This is a genomic window from Geodermatophilus chilensis (genome assembly GCF_002802985.1).
Taxonomy (GTDB): domain Bacteria; phylum Actinomycetota; class Actinomycetes; order Mycobacteriales; family Geodermatophilaceae; genus Geodermatophilus; species Geodermatophilus chilensis.
Map to the genome: position 1 here is coordinate 1 of NZ_NVPT01000117.1, position 17017 is coordinate 17017.

Genomic DNA, 17017 nt, shown 5'->3' on the forward strand with positions numbered 1-17017 from the left:
CGCCGACCGCGCTGGTCGACACCCCCGCCTGCATCCGCGCCGACGGCGAGGTGCGCGAGGCGGTCACCGAGTCCTTCGCCGACTCGCTGCTGCAGGGTGGGCCGTCGTGCACGGTCCGCGTGGTGCAGCAGATGTCCGGGCTGCAGGTCGACCACTACCTCGGCGTGGACCTGACCCGGCTGCCCGGCATGGTCGACGCCCTCGGCGGCGTCGCCGTCTGCCTGCCCGCGGCGACGCCGGCGGTCACCGCCTCGGCCGAGCCGCTCCCGACCGGGGCCAGCACCATGTCGGGGGAGCGCGCCACCGGCTACCTCGCCCCCGGGGACGGCGGCGCCGACGTCACCGGCGAGGCCGTCGCCGAGCGCGCCCAGCTGGTGCTCACCTCCACGCTGCGGACGGCGATGTCGGTGGGGACCCTCGGCAACCCGGCCACCCTCACCCGGTTCCTGACCCGTGCCTCCGACGCCCTCACCGTCGACGAGGCGACCACCCTCGGCGACCTGCGCACCCTCGCCGGCACGCTCGGCGACCTCTCCGGCGACGCGGTGCAGCGCACCGGCCTGCCGGTGGCCCAGGTGGGCTACGTGCCGGCCGGCAGCGAGCAGGCCCAGGTCCTGCTCGACGCCACCGCCACCCGCTCGCTGTTCGACCAGGTGATCGAGGAGGGCCGGCTGCCCGCCGAGCTGGTCGCCCCGGAGCCCACCGACCCGGCCGCCGTGGCCGCCGCCCCGGCGGCCGCGGAGCAGCCGGTGACCACGCCCGCCGAGCCCGCCGAGCAGCCGCTGACCGCCGCGCCCGCGGGGATCACCCTCGACGTCCTCAACGGCACCGCCACCAGCGGGCTGGCCGCCACGGTGGCCGACCAGCTGCGGGCCCAGGGCTTCGGCGTGGGCCAGGTCGGCAACGAGCTCGGCGTGGTGAACGAGACCGTGGTGCGGTACGGGCCCGGCGCCGAGGAGCAGGCCCGCACCGTCGCCGCCGCCGTCCCCGGGGCGGTGCTGCAGCCCAGCGACGCGACCGGCGGGGCGATCCAGCTGGTCATCGGGCCGGGCTTCTCCAGCGTCGTCCCGGTCGTGATCCCCCCGGCGCCGGTGGCGGCCCCCGAGGCGCCCGCCCCCGCGGCTGCTGCCACGCCGTCCGCCGAGCCGGCCGCCACCGTCACCTGCTGAGCTGCGCCCCCGGCCCGGGCGGGTGGTCCCTTCGCCGACCTCAGACCCTGCTCACAGGGCGGAGCACGGTCTGAGGTCGCAGGGGGATGAGGTCGGGGCGGGACGACGGAACCCCTCCGAGCCCGCTCTCGTGGGACGGCGCCGCTGGCAGGCAGCGGTGTGTGCACGCACCGCTGTGCAGGCGTCTCGGCGCGCGCGGTGCGTGCACAGAACGCGAAGGGGCCGCCGCGGGAACTCCCGCAGCGGCCCCTCGACGACGGGTCGGCTCAGCCGAAGCGGCCGGAGATGTAGTCCTCGGTGGCCTTCTGGTCCGGGTTGCTGAAGATCTTCTCGGTCGGGTTGAACTCGATCAGCCGGCCGGGCTGACCCACCCCGTTGAGGTTGAAGAACCCGGTCTGCTCGCTCACCCGCGCGGCCTGCTGCATGTTGTGGGTGACGATGACGATGGTGAAGCGCTCCTTCAGCTCGGTCATCAGGTCCTCGATCGCCAGCGTGGAGATCGGGTCCAGGGCCGAGCAGGGCTCGTCCATGAGCAGCACGTCGGGCTCGACGGCGATGGCGCGGGCGATGCAGAGTCGCTGCTGCTGACCGCCGGAGAGGCCGGCACCGGGGCGGTCGAGCCGGTCCTTGACCTCGGTCCACAGGTTGGCGCCCTTGAGCGAGCGCTCCACCAGGTCGTCGAGGTCGGACTTCTTCATCCGCTTGGCGTTCAGGCGCAGCCCGGCGGCGACGTTCTCGTAGATCGACATGGTCGGGAACGGGTTGGGCCGCTGGAAGACCATGCCGATCTGCCGACGGACGTCGACCGGGTCGACGTCGGAGCCGTAGAGGTCCACGCCGTCCATGACGACCTTGCCTTCGACGCGCGCGCCGGGGATGACCTCGTGCATCCGGTTGAGCGAGCGCAGGAAGGTCGACTTCCCGCAGCCCGACGGCCCGATGAGCGCGGTGATGCTGCGCGGCTCGATCGAGACGTTGACGTTCTCGACCGCCAGGAAGTTGCCGTAGTAGATGTGCAGGTCGGAGACGTCGATGCGCTTGGCCACTGCAGGTCCTCCAGGGTTGCCGGTCAGCGACCGGACTTGGGAGCGAAGAAGCGACTGATGAGCCGGGCGACGACGTTGAGCCCCATCACCAGGATGATCAGGACCAGGGCCGCCGTCCAGGCTCGGTCCGTGGCGAACTGCGGCGGGACACCCGGCTGGGTCAGCTGGTAGTAGGCGTAGACGGGCAGCGTCGCCATGCGGCCGTCGAACGCGTTGAGGTTCGTGGCGGTGGTGATGCCCAGGGTGATCAGCAGCGGTGCGGTCTCGCCGACCACGCGGGCGATCGCCAGGGTGACGCCGGTGCCCAGGCCGGCGATCGCCGTCGGGATGACCACCTTGACGATGGTGCGCCACTTCGGCACGCCCAGCGCGTAGGAGGCCTCGCGCAGCTCGTTGGGCACCAGCTTGAGCACCTCCTCGGCCGAGCGGACGACGACCGGGATCATCAGCACCGACAGCGCGATCGCGCCCATGATGCCGAGCCGGACGCCCGGGCCGAGGAAGATCGCGAACAGCGCGTAGGCGAACAGGCCGGCCACGATCGACGGGATGCCGGTCATGACGTCGACCAGGAACGTGATCGCCCGCTTCAGCCGCCCGCGGGCGTACTCGACCAGGAAGACCGCCGTCATCAGGCCGATCGGCACCGAGATCAGCGTGGTCAGCGCCGTGATGATCAGCGTGCCCATGATCGCGTGGTAGGCGCCGCCGCCCTCGCCGACGATGCCGACCAGGGACGAGTTGAAGAACGTGCCGTCCAGCCGCCCGATCCCCCGGCTGACGACCTCCCAGACCAGCGAGACCAGCGGCACCATCGCCAGGCCGAAGGCGCTGACCACCAGACAGGTCACCAGCCGGTCGATGGCCTGCCGGGAGCCCTCCACGGACCGGGTCAGCAGGTACACCGCCAGGGTCCCGAGGACGACGGTGTAGAGCACGAACAGCGCGATGTTGAGGTCGAGCAGCGGCCAGAGCGCGCCCACGACGACGGCGGCGCCGGCGAAGGCGGCCCAGGGCGCCCAGTTCGGCACCCGCCGGGCGCGCTCGCCGCGACGCGGGGTGGGTGCGCTGCTGCCCGTGGGGGCCGGGGCGGTGGAGGTCTGGCTCATCAGTTCGCTCCGGAGAAGTCGGCGCGCCGGTTGACGATCGCGCGGGCCAGCATGTTCACCGCGAGGGTGATCACGAACAGGGCCAGGCCGCTGGCGATCAGCGTGTTGATGTCGATGCCCGAGGACTCGGGGAACTCCAGCGCGATGTTCGCCGCGATGGTCGAGGGGTTGCCGCTGCTGATCAGGTTGAACGTGATGCCGCCGGAGACCGAGAGCACGATGGCCACGGCCATGGTCTCGCCGAGTGCCCGGCCCAGGCCCAGCATCGCGCCGCCGATGACACCCGAGCGGCCGTAGGGGAGGACCGCCATCCGGATCATCTCCCAGCGGGTGGCGCCCAGGGCCAGCGCCGCCTCGCGGTGCAGGCTCGGGACCTGCAGGAACACCTCGCGGGAGATGGCGCTGACGATCGGCAGGATCATCACGGCCAGGACCAGGCCGGCGGTCAGCATGGTCCGCCCGGTGGTCGAGGCGGGACCGGCGAACAGCGGGATGAAGCCGAGGTTGCGCTCGAGCCACTCGTAGAAGGGCACCAGCTTCGGCGCGAGCCAGAAGATGCCCCAGAAGCCGTAGACGATGCTCGGGATCGCCGCGAGCAGGTCGACCAGGTAACCCAGGCCCTGGGCCATCCGCCGCGGCGCGTAGTAGCCGATGAACAGCGCGATGGCCACCGCCAGCGGCGTTGCCACCAGCAGCGCGATGACCGCCGCGAGCAGGGTGCCGAAGACGAGGGGGGCGACGTAGGAGGCCAGGCCGCTCTCGCCGGGGATGTCCTCGGCCGGGGCGGTCAGTGCGGGCACCGCCTCCACGACGAGGAACGCGGCGACCCCGGCGAGGATGACGAGGATGAGGATGCCGGCGCCCTTGGCGGTACCGGCGAAGACCCGGTCGCCGGGACGGCGGACCGACCGTCGCGTCCCGGCGGGGGACGGGGGTGTGGTCCTGGTGCTGCTCACCGCTGCTCCGTGGTGTGTGGGCCGGTGCCTGGGGACCGGGCGGAGGGTGGTTCGGGGAGCCGGCCGGGGCCGGGCCTGCCAACGGCCCGGGGCGCCATCGGGCACCCCGGGCCGTTGCCGGACATCGTCTCTCAGCCGGCCGTCATGGCGTCCACGGCCGTCTGGGCCTGCTCGCGCAGCGCGTCGGAGATCGGCGCGGAACCGGACGCCTCGGCGGCGGCCTGCTGGCCCTCTTCGCTGATCACGTAACCCATGAAGTCGGCCACCAGCTCGGCGGTCTCCTGGTCGTCGTACTGGACGCAGCCGATGTGGTAGCTCACCAGGACGATCGGGTAGTTGCCGGACTCGGCGGTGTCGCGGGCGACCTCGATGGCGAAGTCGTACTCGCCCCGGCCCTCGAGCCGCTCGGAGTTCTCCACGACCGCGGCGGCGGCCTCGGGCGTCGGGGCGACGAACTCCTCGCCCACGCCGATGCTCGCCACGCCCAGGTCGCCGGCCTGCGAGAGGTCGGCGTAGCCGATGGTGCCGTTGCCGCCGCTGACGGCGCTGACGACACCGGAGGTGCCCTGCGCGGCCTCGCCGCCGGGAACCGGCCAGTTGCCGTCGGGCTCGTGGGTCCAGGCCTCGGGTGCGGCCGTGGCCAGGTACTCGGTGAAGTTCTCGGTGGTGCCCGACTCGTCGGAGCGGTTCACCGGGGTGATCGCCAGGTCGGGCAGCGTCACGCCCGGGTTGTCCGCGGCGATCGCCGGGTCGTTCCAGTTGGTGATCTGCTGGTTGAAGATCCCGGCCAGCGTCGCGGGGGAGAGGTTGAGCTCGTCGACACCCTCGAGGTTGTGGATCACCGCGATCGGCGAGATGTAGTTGGGCAGCTCGAAGACCTCGCCACCGGCGCAGCGCTCCTGCGCCGCGGCGAGCTCCTCCTCGTCCAGCGCGGCGTCGGAGCCGGCGAAGTCCGTGCCGCCGGCGATGAACTGCTCGCGGCCACCGCCGGAGCCCACCGGGTCGTAGTTCACGGTCACGCCCGGCTGCACGCTCGAGTAGCCCGCGGTCCAGCCCTGCATGGCGGCCTGCATCGCACTCGAGCCGGCGCCGGCGAGGCTGCCGCTCAGCTCCGTGGAGCCGCCCGTGCTGGTGCTGCCGCCGCCACCGGCACTCTGCTCGTTCGCGGCGCCGCAGGCGGTCAGCGCGAGGGTGCCGACGAGCGCGGTCGAGAGGACGACGGCGCGCGACGTGGTGCTGAGCTTCAAGGAAGGGCCCTTCGACGGTGTGCCCGGGCCTTCTGCCGGGCAGCGCGGAACCAACGGGGACCGACGCTAGGGAGCCGAGGTGGACGCCTCTCGGTGCACCGATGAACGCGAGGTGAACGGTGGCCGAGGCCTGCGTCACGCGCGGTGGACGGCGCTGCGTCCATCCGGTGAACGCGGGCGCGCCGACTGGAAGAGGACCCCCTGACCCTCCACTCGTAGAAGGACCCTCGCCCCGAGCCCTTCGCGAGCTCAGGGCACGCCAGGCGAGGGCCGGGGACCCTGCAGGGGGCCGCCCTCCGGGGTCTCCTCGCGTACACGAGGGTGGGGAGGGCGGGGTCCTCCTTCAGCGGGCGCGGCGCCAGGAGACGTCGACCGCGTGCCGGGTGAACCCGCTGCGCGCGTAGAGGGTCACCGCCGCGGTGTTCTCCTCCTCGACGTAGAGCAGCACCTGGCGCAGCCCGAGGCTCCGCAGGTGGGCGAGCCCCACGTCGGTGAGCGCGCGGCCCAGGCCCAGGCCCTGCGCGTCGGGGTCGATGCCCAGCACGTAGACCTCGCCGACCGCCTCCGGACCCTCGTCGCCGGGTGGGTGGACCTTGGTCCAGTGCGAGCCGAGGAGGGTGCCGCCGGCGTCGGGGTCGCCGCGCCAGGCCAGGAAGAAGCCCGCGGGGTCGAACCACGGCTCGGCCTCGCGCAGCCGCAGGTCGTCGGCGGTCCAGCTGCCCTGCTCCGGGTGCGAGGCGAAGGCGCGGGCGTTGGTGCGCAGCCACGCCTGCTCGTCGCGGCCGGGCCGGAAGGTGCGCACCTGCACGCCCTCCGGCAGCCGCGGCCGCGATCCGGCGTCGACGCCGGCCAGGTCGCGGCGCATCTGCAACAGCACCCGCGCCCGCTCGTACCCGCGAGGCCGCGCCAGTTCGGCCGCCCCGGGCAGGTCGCCGTGGGCCCACACCCGCAGCGGACGGTCCCCGGCCAGCTCCTCGAGGCGGGCCAGCAGCGAGCGGCCGACCCCCTGCCGGCGGGCGCCGGGGGCGACGACCAGCTCGGCCTCGGCGTCCCCGGTGCCGTCCCCGCCCTCGAACCGGGCATAGCCGCTCAGCGTGCCGTCGGCGGCCGTGGCGAGCACGTCGCGACCGCCGGGCGAGCCGCCGTGCTGCAGCCGCAGCTCGGCCTCCTCCGACAGCGGGCGGACGCCGTCGGTCGCGGTCGCCGCGCGCAGCAGCGCGAGGACCGCGTCGACGTCGGCCGGCTCGAGCCGGACGACGTCCCGGACGGCGGGAGCAGCAGCGGACAGGGAGGGCCTCAGACCAGCTCGGTGTCGTTCTGCGCCCGGGCCTCGGCCTCGGCGCGCGCGGCGGCCGCGGTCGCGTCGGCGACCTGCTGGTCGAGCTTGTAGCCCACGTTGCGCACGGTGCCGATCAGGGCCTCGTGCTCGGTGCCGAGCTTGGCCCGCAGCCGGCGCACGTGGACGTCGACGGTGCGGGTGCCGCCGAAGTAGTCGTAGCCCCAGATCTCCTGGAGCAGCTGGGCGCGGGAGAAGACCCGGCCCGGGTGCTGGGCCAGGTACTTCAGCAGCTCGAACTCCTTGTAGGTGAGGTCGAGCGGGCGGCCGCGCAGCTTGGCCGAGTAGCTGTGCTCGTCGATCACCAGCTCGCCGGCCTGGGTCACGCCGCCGTCCGGCCCGTCGGCGGGGGAGGCGGCGGCCAGCCGGCGGGCGGTGGCCCACTTGAGGCGGGCGTCGACCTCGGCCGGGCCGGCGGTGTCGAGCAGGACGTCGTCGATGCCCCAGTCGGCCGACAGCGCGACCAGGCCGCCCTCGGAGAGGACGGCGACCAGCGCGGCGGCGACGCCGGTGGAGGACAGCAGGCTGCAGAGGGTGCGTGCCTGGATGAGGTCGTGCCGGGCGTCGACGAGGACGACGTCACCGGAGTCGCCGTCGAGCAGGCTGGACAGCTCCGGCGCCACCACGCGGACGTGGTGTCCCAGCAGGCCGAGCGCGGGCAGCACCTCGGTCGTGGCCTGACGTGCGGCGGTCATCAGCACGAGTCGCATGACGTCTCCTCAGGGAGCCGGGGACGACGCAGGTCGTCCGGGGGCCCACGACGGCGCTGTCGAAGAGACAGCAGGATAGCCGACGTGTCCCGTTCCTCCCCGTCCGTGACCGGATCGCGATCCGTGACCGTCGACTCGGACGACGGCGTGCGAATGGCCGGGCTCGTCGTCCCCGCGGCGCCCGAGGCCGGGCCGCGGCCGCCGACCTTCGTCGTCGTGCACGGCTTCACCGGCTCGATCACCCGGCCCTCGTTCCGGCGGCTGGCCGGCTGGCTGTGCCGCTTCGGCGAGGTCCGCGGGCACGACGCCCGGGGTCACGGCCGCTCGGGCGGCCGGTCCACGGTCGGCGGCGACCCCGAGGTGCGTGACGTCAACGCCGCGGTCGCCGCCGCGCGGGCCGACGGAGCGCGCGCCGTCGCCACGCTCGGGATGTCCCTGGGCGGCGGGGTGGTGCTGCGCCAGCAGAAGGACCCCGCTGCCCCCCACCGTGGAAGGAGCCCGTCCTCCTCATCCCTCGCAAGCTCGGGACGAGCCTCCAGACGGGGCCGGCGGCGGGACCTGCACCGGGGCCGGTGGTACATCCGTGACACGCCGCCGATGCGGCGGGTGCACTGGCTGCTGGAGGCCCCGCTCGGCCGGCGGGTCGTCGCGCCCCTCTTCCGGCTGCGGCTCGACGACCCCTGGGTGGTGCCGCCGGAGTCCCCGCTGGCGGTGGTCGGCCGCATCACGCCCACCCCGCTGCTGCTCGTGCACGGCGACCGCGACACCTACTTCCCGCTCGAGCACCTGCGCGCCCTGGTCCGGGCGGCGGGCCCGACGACGACGGCCTGGGTGGTCCCCGGGTTCGGACACGCCGAGAGCGGTGCGACGGCCCCGCTCGTCGAGCGGATCGGGCGCTGGGTGTCTGCGACGATCGGACCGTGACGGCGACCGAGGCGGGATCCGGGCTCCCCGCCCGCGCGTGGCACCTGCCGACCGCCGTCGCCGTCGTCGTCGCGACGGCCCTGTTGGTCGGGCTGCCCGCGGTCGCCGGGGAGACCGGCCGGCTCCCGGCGGTCGCCGTCCTGCAGATGGCGCTGGTCGCGGCGTGGGTGCCGGCGACCGGCATCCACGGCCGGGTCGGCGCCCCGGCGCTCGGGCTCGCCGCCGCGGCCGGCGCGGACCTGCTCGTGGCGGTGCCCGCGCGGCCGGAGATCGGCGCGCTGCTCGCCGTCCCGGGCCTGGGCCTGCTCGCCGCGGTGCTGCACCAGATGCTGCGCCGGGCGCCCCGGTCCGACGTCGTCGGCTCGCTGGCCGGTGTCCTGCTGCTGATCACCGCGGTCACGGCCCTGGCCGTCGTGCTGCTCCTGCCCGTCGCCGGGGACGCCACGACCGCGACCACGCCGCTGCTCGTCGTCGGGGCGACGCTGCTCGTGGGCTCGCTGGTCGACCTGCTCCTGCCCCGCCCGGCGGTCGCGGCCGGCGTGCCGCGGGGCGTGCCCGCGCTGGTGCTCGGGGTGCTGGCCGGCGCCGTCGTCGCGGTGGTCGGCTCCGGCGCCGACGACGTGGCCACGGTCCTCGGGGCGCTCGTCGCCGGGCTGACGCTGGGCGCGGTCGCCGCCCTCATCGGCCTGGCCACCGGCTACGTCGTGGCGGCGGGTCCGCGCCGGGCGTGGGCGGCGACCGTGCTGCAGGCGGTGCTGCCCTTCGCCGCGGCCGCGCCCGTGGCGTTCTCCGTCGTCCTGCAGAACGCGCTCTGAGGGCCCGGCCGTGCGCGCCCTGCTGGTGGTCCTGCTGCTCCTCGGCGGCCTGGCGTTCGCCGCCGACCGGGGCGCCGAGGCGCTCGCCGAGGACCGGGTCGCGCAGCTGGTCGCCGAGCGCGGCGGCCTGGCCGGCGAGCCGTCGGTCGAGATCGGGGGCTTCCCCTTCCTGACCCAGGCGATCGGCGGGCGCTACGACGAGGTGCGGGTCTCCCTGTCCGACGCCGACCTGGGCCAGCCCGAGGGCACCCGCGCCGACGTCTCGCTGCGCGGCGTGCAGGTGGCGCTGTCCGACGTCCTGTCCGGATCGGTGCAGGAGGTGCCGGTGGAGGGGATCGACGGGACGGCGACGCTGCCCTATGCCCTGCTCGCCGACGAGCTCGGCCCGGGCACGACCGTGACGCGGGACGGCGAGGGCCTGCGGGTGCAGCGCACCGTGGCGGTCGCCGGCGTGAGCCTGCCGGTCACCGCCACGGGCACCGTGTCGCTCGACGGCGACACCCTGGTCGTCGACGTCGACGAGGCCTCCGGCGCCGGTGTGGACCTGCCGGGGTACCTCGTCGACCAGGTCAGCGACGCCCTCGACCTGCGCTACCGCATCCCGCCGCTGCCCTTCGGCCTGCAGGTCACCGGCGTCGCGCCGGCCGACGACGGCGTGCGGGTGCAGGTCGAGGCGGTCGACACGGTGCTGCGGGGCTGACCGCCCCCCGGCTCCCTCGATCGGGGGAGCCGGAACAGCCGGTGGGCCGGACGGGTTGCTGCCCGACGTGGACCCGATCGGAGCCGGCGCGCTGGGCGTCGCCCTCGCGCTGACGGCCGTCGGGACCTGGTGGCTGCGGAGGAGGGACGGCGCGGTGCGCGGAGCGGACGGCGAGCGGGAGCGGGCGGCGACCGCCGTGCTCGAGGCCCTGGGCGTGCGCCCGGGCGACGCCGACCTGACCGTCGTGCAGTTCTCCACGGCGTTCTGCGGGCCGTGCCGGGCGACCCGGGCCCGGCTGCGGCAGCTGCAGGCCACCCGACCGGGGCTGGCCCACGTCGACGTCGACGCCGTGAGCCACCTCGAGGCCGTCCGCGAGCTCGGTGTCCGGCGCACCCCGACGCTGTTCTACCTCGACCGCGCGGGGCGGCTGCTCGGCCGCAGCAGCGGCGCCCCGCGGTCCGACGAGCTCACCGCGCTGGTGGAGGAGCACGTCGCCCCCGCCGGTGCCCGGGACGGGCGGCAGGTGTGATCCGTTACGCTCACGCCGTGGGCCTCCTGCTGACCAGCCGCCGCACAGTGGACCTGTGCCGCGTCGGCAGCTGCCTGTGTCCGGCCTCCTAGGGCGAGCCCAGCCTCGTCCCGACGTGCCCTGACCGCCGTCCGGAAGCCCCCGCACCCATGCCTCCTGCACACCCCTCGACCGCGCACGAGGTCGACGTCCGTGGCCCGCGGTTCGCCGCCTGGGTCACCAGCGCCGTCCTCGCGTTCGCCCTGCTCACCGGCAGCGGCGCGCTGGTCGCCCTCCAGGCCGCCGTCTTCGCCGTCGGTGCGCTCGCCGGGCTGCGGTACGCCCCCTACGGGGTGCTGTTCCGCGTCCTGGTCGCGCCGCGGCTGGGTCCGGTCCGCGAGCGGGAGCCCGAGGCGCCGCCGCGCTTCGCCCAGCTCGTCGGCCTCGTCTTCGCCGTCGTCGGCGCCGCCGGGTACCTCTCCGGCGCGCCGCTGGTCGGCGCCGTCGCGACCGGCCTCGCGCTGGTGGCGGCCCTGCTCAACGCGGCCACGGGCTTCTGCCTCGGCTGCGAGCTGTACCTGACCGTCCGCCGGGCCCGTCCCGCGCGCACCGCCTGACCGACCGCACACCCACCACAGGAGGGAACACCCCCCATGAGCCGCAACGACGTGCTCGTCTCCGCCGACTGGGCCCAGGAGCACCTCGGCGCCCCGGGCGTCGTCTTCGTCGAGGTCGACGAGGACACCAGCGCCTACGGCAAGGGCCACATCGAGGGCGCGGTGAAGCTGGACTGGAAGACCGACCTCCAGGACCCGCTGCGCCGCGACTTCGTGAACAGGGAGCAGTTCGAGCAGCTGCTCTCGGCCAAGGGCATCAGCAACGACGACACCGTCGTGCTCTACGGCGGCAACAACAACTGGTTCGCCGCCTACGCCTACTGGTACTTCAAGCTCTACGGGCACTCCGACGTCAAGCTGATCGACGGCGGCCGCAAGAAGTGGGAGCTCGACAGCCGCCCGCTGTCGGCCGACGCCGTCCAGCGCCCGGCCACCCAGTACCGCGCCCAGGAGCCGGACAACACGATCCGTGCCTTCCGCGACGAGGTCATCGCCGCGATCGGCCAGAAGAACCTGGTCGACGTCCGCTCGCCCGACGAGTTCGCCGGCAAGCTGGTCGCCCCCGCCCACCTGCCGCAGGAGGGCGCGCAGCGCCCGGGCCACATCCCCAGCGCGGTGAACGTGCCGTGGAGCAAGGCGGCCAACGAGGACGGCACCTTCAAGAGCGACGAGGAGCTGGCCAAGCTCTACGCCGAGGCCGGCCTCGACACCGGCAAGGACACCATCGCCTACTGCCGGATCGGCGAGCGCTCGAGCCACACCTGGTTCGTGCTGCGCGAGCTGCTCGGCCACGAGAACGTCAAGAACTACGACGGCTCCTGGACCGAGTACGGCTCTCTCGTCGGCGTCCCGATCGAGAAGGGGGCCTGAGCATGTGCGGCGCTCCCAAGCAGGGCGGCGCGCTGGCCGGCGTGGACCTGACGACCCAGACGGTCATCCAGGGTCAGGTCTGGCACGACGGCGCCCCGGTCGCCGGGGCCTACGTCCGGCTGCTGGACTCGACCGACGAGTTCACCGCCGAGGTGGTCACCAGTCCGGAGGGCGAGTTCCGCTTCTTCGCCGCCCCGGGTGAGTGGAAGCTCCGCTCCCTGGCCCCGGTCGGCAGGGGTGAGCGCGTCCTCACCGCCGACGTCGGCCTGAACGAGACCACGGTCGCCCTGGACTGAGGACCCCCTGCCCCGCCACGCGTGAGCTCGCGGCGGGACCCTGCAGGGGGCCGCGCGACAGCGCCCCTCTCGCACCGAGCGAGAGGGGCGCTGTCGCGTCTCAGGACATGCCGGGCGGCAGGCGGTTGGGGCCGGCCTCGGGTGGGCGCGGACGGTCCTCGGGGTGGGCCCGGACGGCGACGATCGCGACGTCGTCCGCCCCGGGTTCGGGCAGCATCCGGGCGAGGAGCGTGTCGCAGAGCTCCTCCAGAGGCGTCCGGCCGAGGTCGCGCAGCGCCTCCTGCAGCGCCGCCAGCCCGCTGTCCAGATCGCTGTCCCGCCGCTCGGCCAGGCCGTCGGTGACCAGGAGCAGGGTGGAGTCGTCGGGGACCTCGAGGGTGTGGTCGGCGCGCCGCGCATCGGGGTCGACGCCGAGCATCAGGTCGGGGCGGGTCTCGAGCAGCGTCGTCGAGCCGTCGGGGGCGAGCAGCACGGGCGCGAGGTGACCGGCGTTGCTCCACCGCAGCACGCGGGTGCCGACGACGGGCACGTCCGGGTGGCGCTCGATGCGGGCGAGCACCACGGTCGCCATCGTGCTGACCGCCAGCCCGAGGGCGGCGCGCTCGACGCGGGCCAGCGTCGCCGACGGCGGCTCGTCGTTGTCGTAGGCCAGCGCCCGCAGCAGGCCGCGGAGCTGGCCCATCGCCGCGGCGGCATTGCTGTCGTGGCCGACGACGTCCCCGATGACCAGCATCGTCGCGCCGTCGGGCTGGAGGAACGCGTCGTACCAGTCGCCGCCGACCTGCGCCCCGTGCGCGGCCGGGCGGTACCGCACGGCGACCTGCAGGTGGTCGGGCTCCGGCGGCGGGGTCAGCAGCGCCTGCTGCAGCCGGTCGGAGAGCGCACGCTGCTCGGCGGCCCGCGCGGTCACCCGGCGCAGCTCCGCGGCTTGGCGCCGGGCGGCCTGACGGTCGGTCAGGTCGCGGAAGGAGACCACCACACCGGTCACCACACCGTCCTCCACCGTCGGGACGGCGATCAGCTCGACCGGCACGGGAGTGCCGTCCTTGCGCCAGAACACCTCCTCGTCGGCGGTGACCGGCCGCCCGGTGCGCAGCGCGTGCCAGACCGGGCACTCCTGCTTCGGGTACGGGGAGCCATCGGGCCGGCGGTCGTGGATCACCGCGTGCTGGTCGTGCCCGAGCTGCTCCTCGGCGGCGCGCCCGGTGATGCGCACCGCCGCCGGGTTGACGAACTCGACGCGGCCGTCGGCGTCCAGGCCGTAGATGCCGTCGGCGACGTTGGCCAGCACGCGCTCGTAGCGGGCGAGCGTGCGGGAGAGCAGGGTCTCCACGTCCGAGCGCACCGTGCCGTCCCCACCGTTGCCACGCGCACCCACGGTCCTGTCACCTCCCCGCGTCCGTCCCCGTACCGCTCCGACGTGTCACCCTGCCCCATCGGGGCCCGGTCTCAACCGCGACGTCGCCGACCGGCGCCGTCGTCCCCCCGGACGCGGGTCGAGAGGACGGCCACGAGCGCCAGGACGACGGCCGTCGCGAGCAGCGCGCCTCCGCCGCGGAACGCCGCGGCCACGGCCGCGGAACGCAGGTCGGGCGCGCCACCGGCCGCGCTCAGCCCGCCGACCAGCCCGGCGAGCGCCACGACCACCCAGGGCAGCCACCACCGCGGGCGGTCAGGCGCCGGGACGGCGGGGGTGCGCCGCCACCACCGGGCCAGCCAGACCAGCAGCACCACGCCGCCGAGGACGCCGCCGGCGTAGTCCAGCCAGCGGACGCCGGGCAGCGGCCCCCACGGCTGCGCCAGGCCCGGGACGTGCTCGGCGCCCCAGCGGCCCGGGTGGGTGAACTCGTCGATCAGCACGTGCAGGCCGGCGCCGACGGCCAGGGCGAGCAGCACCAGGCCCACCGCGCGCGCCGACCGCAGCCGGGAGCGCAGCCCCAGCGGGACGCCGGCGAGCCGGCCGCGCAGGCCGGCCGGCGCCGCGGACAGCGCCGCGGGAGCGAGCAGGCCGTGCCACAGCACCCACGCCAGCCCGCCGAGCAGCACGTCGACGGTGCCGACCGCCAGGGCCGTGTGCGTGGCCCACGACAGGGTGAACGGCAGGTAGAAGGGGATGTCGGGCGCGATGCTGCCGGCGACGAGGGCCGAGGCAGGCAGCGGCGTCCGCAGGAACGGCAGCACCGCCGCCGGATGGCTCCCGGTGAACGGCACGCTCCCATCCTGCACAGATGCCGGCAGGAACCGCCCGCGCCGGACGTGTGGCGCGGGTCCTACGGTGGAGCGCATGGTTTCTGCCTGGGTCCTCGTCGCCCTGACGTCGCTCGCGGCGCTCGGCTGCGGGTACGGCGCCGCCCGGCTCGCCCGCCGTCCGCGCGAGGCGCGCCGATGAGCGAGCCCGTGAGCGGCGACACCGAGCTGCCGGTCGCCGACACCGTCGACGTCCGCTCCGGACCGGAGGTCTCCGAGGAGCTGCTCGCCGTCCTCCCGCTGCTCGGCGAGTGGCACGGCGAGGGGCAGGCCGCCGGGGCCGAGGGGGACCACCGCTTCGGCCAGTGGATCCGGTTCAGCCACGACGGCCGTGGCTTCCTCGCCTACGACTCCCGCACCTGGCGGCTCACCGACGACGGGGACGTCGTCGGGCCGGCCGTCCGGGAGTCCGGCTTCTGGCGGCCCCGCGGTGGGGACGACGTCGAGCTGCTGGTCACCAGCCCCGACGGGCTGGTCGAGCTCTACGTCGGCCGGGCCCGGACGACGACCAGCTGGGAGCTGACCTCCGACGTCATCGCCCGCACGCCGGACGCCCCGGAGGTGTCCCGCGCCGTGCGGCTCTACGGCATCGTCGAGGGCGCGCTGATGTACGCCATCGACCGGGCCGCCGGCGACGAGCCGCTGCGGCCCACCATGTCGGCCCGGCTGGAGCGGCTCCGGTGAGCGACACCCCGAGACAGGTCGCCGACCGCTACGTCGACGCCGTCTGCGACCTCGACCCGATCGTCGCGACCTCGCTGGGCACCCGCCCCGGTGACGACCGGCTGCCCGACCCCAGCCCCGCCGGCCTGGAGGCCGAGGCGCAGTTGGCCCGCGACACCCTCGCCGAGCTGGACCGCGTGCTGGCGGCCGACCCGGCCCTGGACGACGACCCGGTCGAGCGGCGCTGCACCCGCCTGCTGCGCGAACGGCTCGGCGCCGAGCTCGACGTGCACGAGGCCGGCGAGGGGCTGCGGGCGCTGTCGAACCTGTTCAGCCCGGTGCACTCCATCCGGCAGGTCTTCCTGCTCATGCCGACGTCCTCGGCGGAGGACTGGGCGGTCGTCGCCCGCCGCATGGCGCGGGTGCCCGAGGCGTACCGCGGCTTCCGCGCGTCGCTGGAGGAGGGCGCCCGGCGCGGCCTGCTCGTGGCCCCGCGCCAGGTGTCGACGGTCGTGGAGCAGCTCGGCGAGTGGCTGTCCGGGCCGTTCTTCGGCGGGTTCGCCGCCGGCGGCCCGGACGCGCTCCGCGGCGAGCTGGACACCGCCGCGCGAGCCGCCGACGGCGCGGTCGCCGAGGTGCGCGACTTCCTCCGCGACGTGTACCTGTCGAAGGCCGAGGGGACGCCGGACGCCGTCGGCCGCGACCGCTACGCCCTGGCCGCCCGCCGCTGGACCGGCTCGGACCTCGGCGCCGGCAACGGGCTGGAGGAGGCGTACGCCTGGGGCTGGGCCGAGCACCGGCGGATCCTCGCCGAGCAGCGGGCCGAGGCCGAGCGGGTGGTGTCCGGCGCGACGCCGATGGAGGCGATGCGCTGGCTGGACGTGCACGGTCCCGCCGTCGAGGGCGTCGAGGCGATCCGCGCGCGGCTGCAGACGATGATGGACGACGCGATCGCCGCCCTGGACGGCGTCCACTTCGACCTCGCCGAGCCGGTCCGCCGGGTCGAGGCGATGATCGCGCCCTCGGGCAGCGCCGCCGCCCCGTACTACACGCGGCCGGCGCAGGACTTCTCCCGTCCCGGCCGCACCTGGCTGCCGACCCTGGGTCGGGAGCGCTTCCCGCTGTGGGACCTGACCTCAATCTGGTACCACGAGGGCGTCCCGGGCCACCACCTGCAGCTGGCCTAGTGGGCGTACGTCTCCGGGCAGCTGTCGACGTACCAGACGTCGCTGGGCTCGGTCAGCGCGAACGTCGAGGGCTGGGCGCTGTACGCCGAGCGGCTCATGGACGAGCTCGGGTACTTCACCGACCCGGGCACGCGGCTGGGCTACCTCGACGCCCAGCAGCTGCGCGCGGTGCGGGTGGTCATCGACATCGGCATGCACCTCGGGCTGCCCGTGCCGGACGACGCCGAGGGCGCTCTCGCCGGGCACCGCGGGCAACCGTGGACGCCGGAGCTCGCCCGCGCCTTCCTCGGTGAGCACAGCGGTGCCACGCCGGCCTTCCTCGACAGCGAGCTGGTCCGCTACCTGGGGCTGCCCGGGCAGGCGATCAGCTACAAGCTCGGGGAGCGCGCCTGGCTGGAGGGCCGGGAGGCCGCCCGCCGCGCCCGGGGGGACGCGTTCGACCGCAAGGCCTGGCACATGGCCGCGCTGTCGCAGGGCTCGCTGGGTCTCGACGACCTGGCCGCGGAGCTCGCCGTCCTCTAGGAGCCTGCTGAACAAGTAGGGCGGGCAGGCTGCCATCAATGACCGTCGAGCGGCAGATCGGTCACAACCCTGGGGTTGGACAACGAGGTCGGCCT

General features: G+C 74.9%; 17 protein-coding genes and 1 pseudogene. 10 read left to right on the forward strand and 8 right to left on the reverse strand.

The features are described from left to right. The coding region (locus CNO22_RS18390; protein WP_198588427.1) for an LCP family protein at positions 1-1169 on the forward strand (1169 nt) is incomplete at its 5' end. A 266-nt stretch (positions 1170-1435) separates the two neighbouring features. On the opposite strand, the gene pstB is transcribed toward CNO22_RS18390, so the two are convergent. From pstB to CNO22_RS18425, 6 genes are all read right to left on the reverse strand, one after another. Continuing rightward, a complete protein-coding gene (pstB, locus tag CNO22_RS18395; RefSeq protein ID WP_100500734.1) occupies positions 1436-2215 on the reverse strand; it encodes a phosphate ABC transporter ATP-binding protein PstB in 780 nt (259 codons plus the stop codon). Positions 2216-2238: 23 nt separating this feature from the next. Next, positions 2239-3324, reverse strand: coding sequence for a phosphate ABC transporter permease PstA (gene pstA, locus CNO22_RS18400; RefSeq protein ID WP_100500735.1), 1086 nt, complete (start codon positions 3322-3324; stop codon positions 2239-2241). Beyond that, on the reverse strand, positions 3324-4280 hold the full coding sequence (pstC, locus tag CNO22_RS18405) for a phosphate ABC transporter permease subunit PstC (protein ID WP_100500736.1): 957 nt from the start codon (positions 4278-4280) through the stop codon (positions 3324-3326). The genes pstA and pstC overlap by 1 nt, the downstream gene beginning before the upstream one ends. Positions 4281-4411: 131 nt before the next feature. Next, complete coding sequence (gene pstS / locus CNO22_RS18410) at positions 4412-5527, reverse strand: phosphate ABC transporter substrate-binding protein PstS (protein WP_100500737.1); 1116 nt, start codon at positions 5525-5527, stop codon at positions 4412-4414. 343 nt (positions 5528-5870) lie between these two features. Next, the gene (gene mshD, locus CNO22_RS18420; RefSeq protein WP_332870092.1) at positions 5871-6827 is read right to left on the reverse strand and encodes a mycothiol synthase; all 957 of its coding nucleotides are present in this window, start codon (positions 6825-6827) and stop codon (positions 5871-5873) included. Next, positions 6824-7573: a winged helix-turn-helix transcriptional regulator gene (locus CNO22_RS18425; RefSeq protein ID WP_100500739.1), complete on the reverse strand. Its 750-nt coding sequence runs from the start codon at positions 7571-7573 to the stop codon at positions 6824-6826. Before CNO22_RS18425 ends, mshD begins: the two co-directional genes overlap by 4 nt. A 123-nt stretch (positions 7574-7696) precedes the next feature. Here CNO22_RS18425 and CNO22_RS18430 point away from each other — a divergent pair, with 123 nt between their 5' ends. From CNO22_RS18430 to CNO22_RS18460, 7 genes are all read left to right on the forward strand, one after another. After that, entirely contained in the window at positions 7697-8497 is an 801-nt protein-coding gene (locus tag CNO22_RS18430; RefSeq protein WP_100500740.1) for an alpha/beta hydrolase, read from the forward strand. After that, positions 8494-9312, forward strand: coding sequence for a hypothetical protein (locus tag CNO22_RS18435; RefSeq protein WP_100500741.1), 819 nt, complete (start codon positions 8494-8496; stop codon positions 9310-9312). The genes CNO22_RS18430 and CNO22_RS18435 overlap by 4 nt, the downstream gene beginning before the upstream one ends. A gap of 10 nt (positions 9313-9322) precedes the next feature. Further along, a complete protein-coding gene (locus CNO22_RS18440; RefSeq protein ID WP_100500742.1) occupies positions 9323-10012 on the forward strand; it encodes an LmeA family phospholipid-binding protein in 690 nt (229 codons plus the stop codon). A gap of 67 nt (positions 10013-10079) precedes the next feature. Then, entirely contained in the window at positions 10080-10541 is a 462-nt protein-coding gene (locus tag CNO22_RS18445; RefSeq protein ID WP_232807152.1) for a thioredoxin family protein, read from the forward strand. A 149-nt stretch (positions 10542-10690) separates the two neighbouring features. After that, positions 10691-11137, forward strand: coding sequence for a DUF4395 domain-containing protein (locus tag CNO22_RS18450; RefSeq protein WP_100500743.1), 447 nt, complete (start codon positions 10691-10693; stop codon positions 11135-11137). Between the two features lie 36 nt (positions 11138-11173). Continuing rightward, positions 11174-12007, forward strand: coding sequence for a sulfurtransferase (locus CNO22_RS18455; protein WP_100500744.1), 834 nt, complete (start codon positions 11174-11176; stop codon positions 12005-12007). A gap of 2 nt (positions 12008-12009) precedes the next feature. Further along, positions 12010-12303 carry a DUF1416 domain-containing protein gene (locus CNO22_RS18460; RefSeq protein WP_100500745.1) on the forward strand — a complete coding sequence of 98 codons (294 nt, stop codon included), beginning with the start codon at positions 12010-12012 and terminating at the stop codon, positions 12301-12303. Positions 12304-12403: 100 nt separating this feature from the next. Here CNO22_RS18460 and CNO22_RS18465 read toward each other — a convergent pair whose 3' ends face one another. Both CNO22_RS18465 and CNO22_RS18470 read right to left on the reverse strand, forming a co-directional pair. Next, the gene (locus tag CNO22_RS18465) at positions 12404-13681 is read right to left on the reverse strand and encodes a PP2C family protein-serine/threonine phosphatase (RefSeq protein WP_100500746.1); all 1278 of its coding nucleotides are present in this window, start codon (positions 13679-13681) and stop codon (positions 12404-12406) included. 71 nt (positions 13682-13752) lie between these two features. Next, a complete protein-coding gene (locus CNO22_RS18470) occupies positions 13753-14514 on the reverse strand; it encodes a DUF4184 family protein (RefSeq protein ID WP_157937006.1) in 762 nt (253 codons plus the stop codon). Positions 14515-14688: 174 nt separating this feature from the next. Between CNO22_RS18470 and CNO22_RS18475 the strand changes: the two genes are divergently transcribed. Both CNO22_RS18475 and CNO22_RS18480 read left to right on the forward strand, forming a co-directional pair. Then, positions 14689-15234 (forward strand): FABP family protein, encoded by a 546-nt coding sequence (locus CNO22_RS18475; protein ID WP_100500748.1) that lies wholly within the window; start codon positions 14689-14691, stop codon positions 15232-15234. Continuing rightward, positions 15231-16922 (forward strand): annotated as a pseudogene (locus CNO22_RS18480) (DUF885 domain-containing protein). The gene CNO22_RS18475 and the pseudogene CNO22_RS18480 overlap by 4 nt, the downstream one beginning before the upstream one ends. Positions 16923-17017 lie beyond the last annotated feature (95 nt).

Bases quoted from the DNA above. Each gene is read 5' to 3' on its own strand.
- CNO22_RS18425 (WP_100500739.1), bottom strand. From the start codon at position 7,573: ATGCGACTCGTGCTGATGACCGCCGCACGTCAGGCCACGACCGAGGTG.
- CNO22_RS18450 (WP_100500743.1), top strand. From the start codon at position 10,691: ATGCCTCCTGCACACCCCTCGACCGCGCACGAGGTCGACGTCCGTGGC.
- CNO22_RS18475 (WP_100500748.1), top strand. From the start codon at position 14,689: ATGAGCGAGCCCGTGAGCGGCGACACCGAGCTGCCGGTCGCCGACACC.
- CNO22_RS18455 (WP_100500744.1), top strand. From the start codon at position 11,174: ATGAGCCGCAACGACGTGCTCGTCTCCGCCGACTGGGCCCAGGAGCAC.
- pstA (WP_100500735.1), bottom strand. From the start codon at position 3,324: ATGAGCCAGACCTCCACCGCCCCGGCCCCCACGGGCAGCAGCGCACCC.
- CNO22_RS18460 (WP_100500745.1), top strand. From the start codon at position 12,010: ATGTGCGGCGCTCCCAAGCAGGGCGGCGCGCTGGCCGGCGTGGACCTG.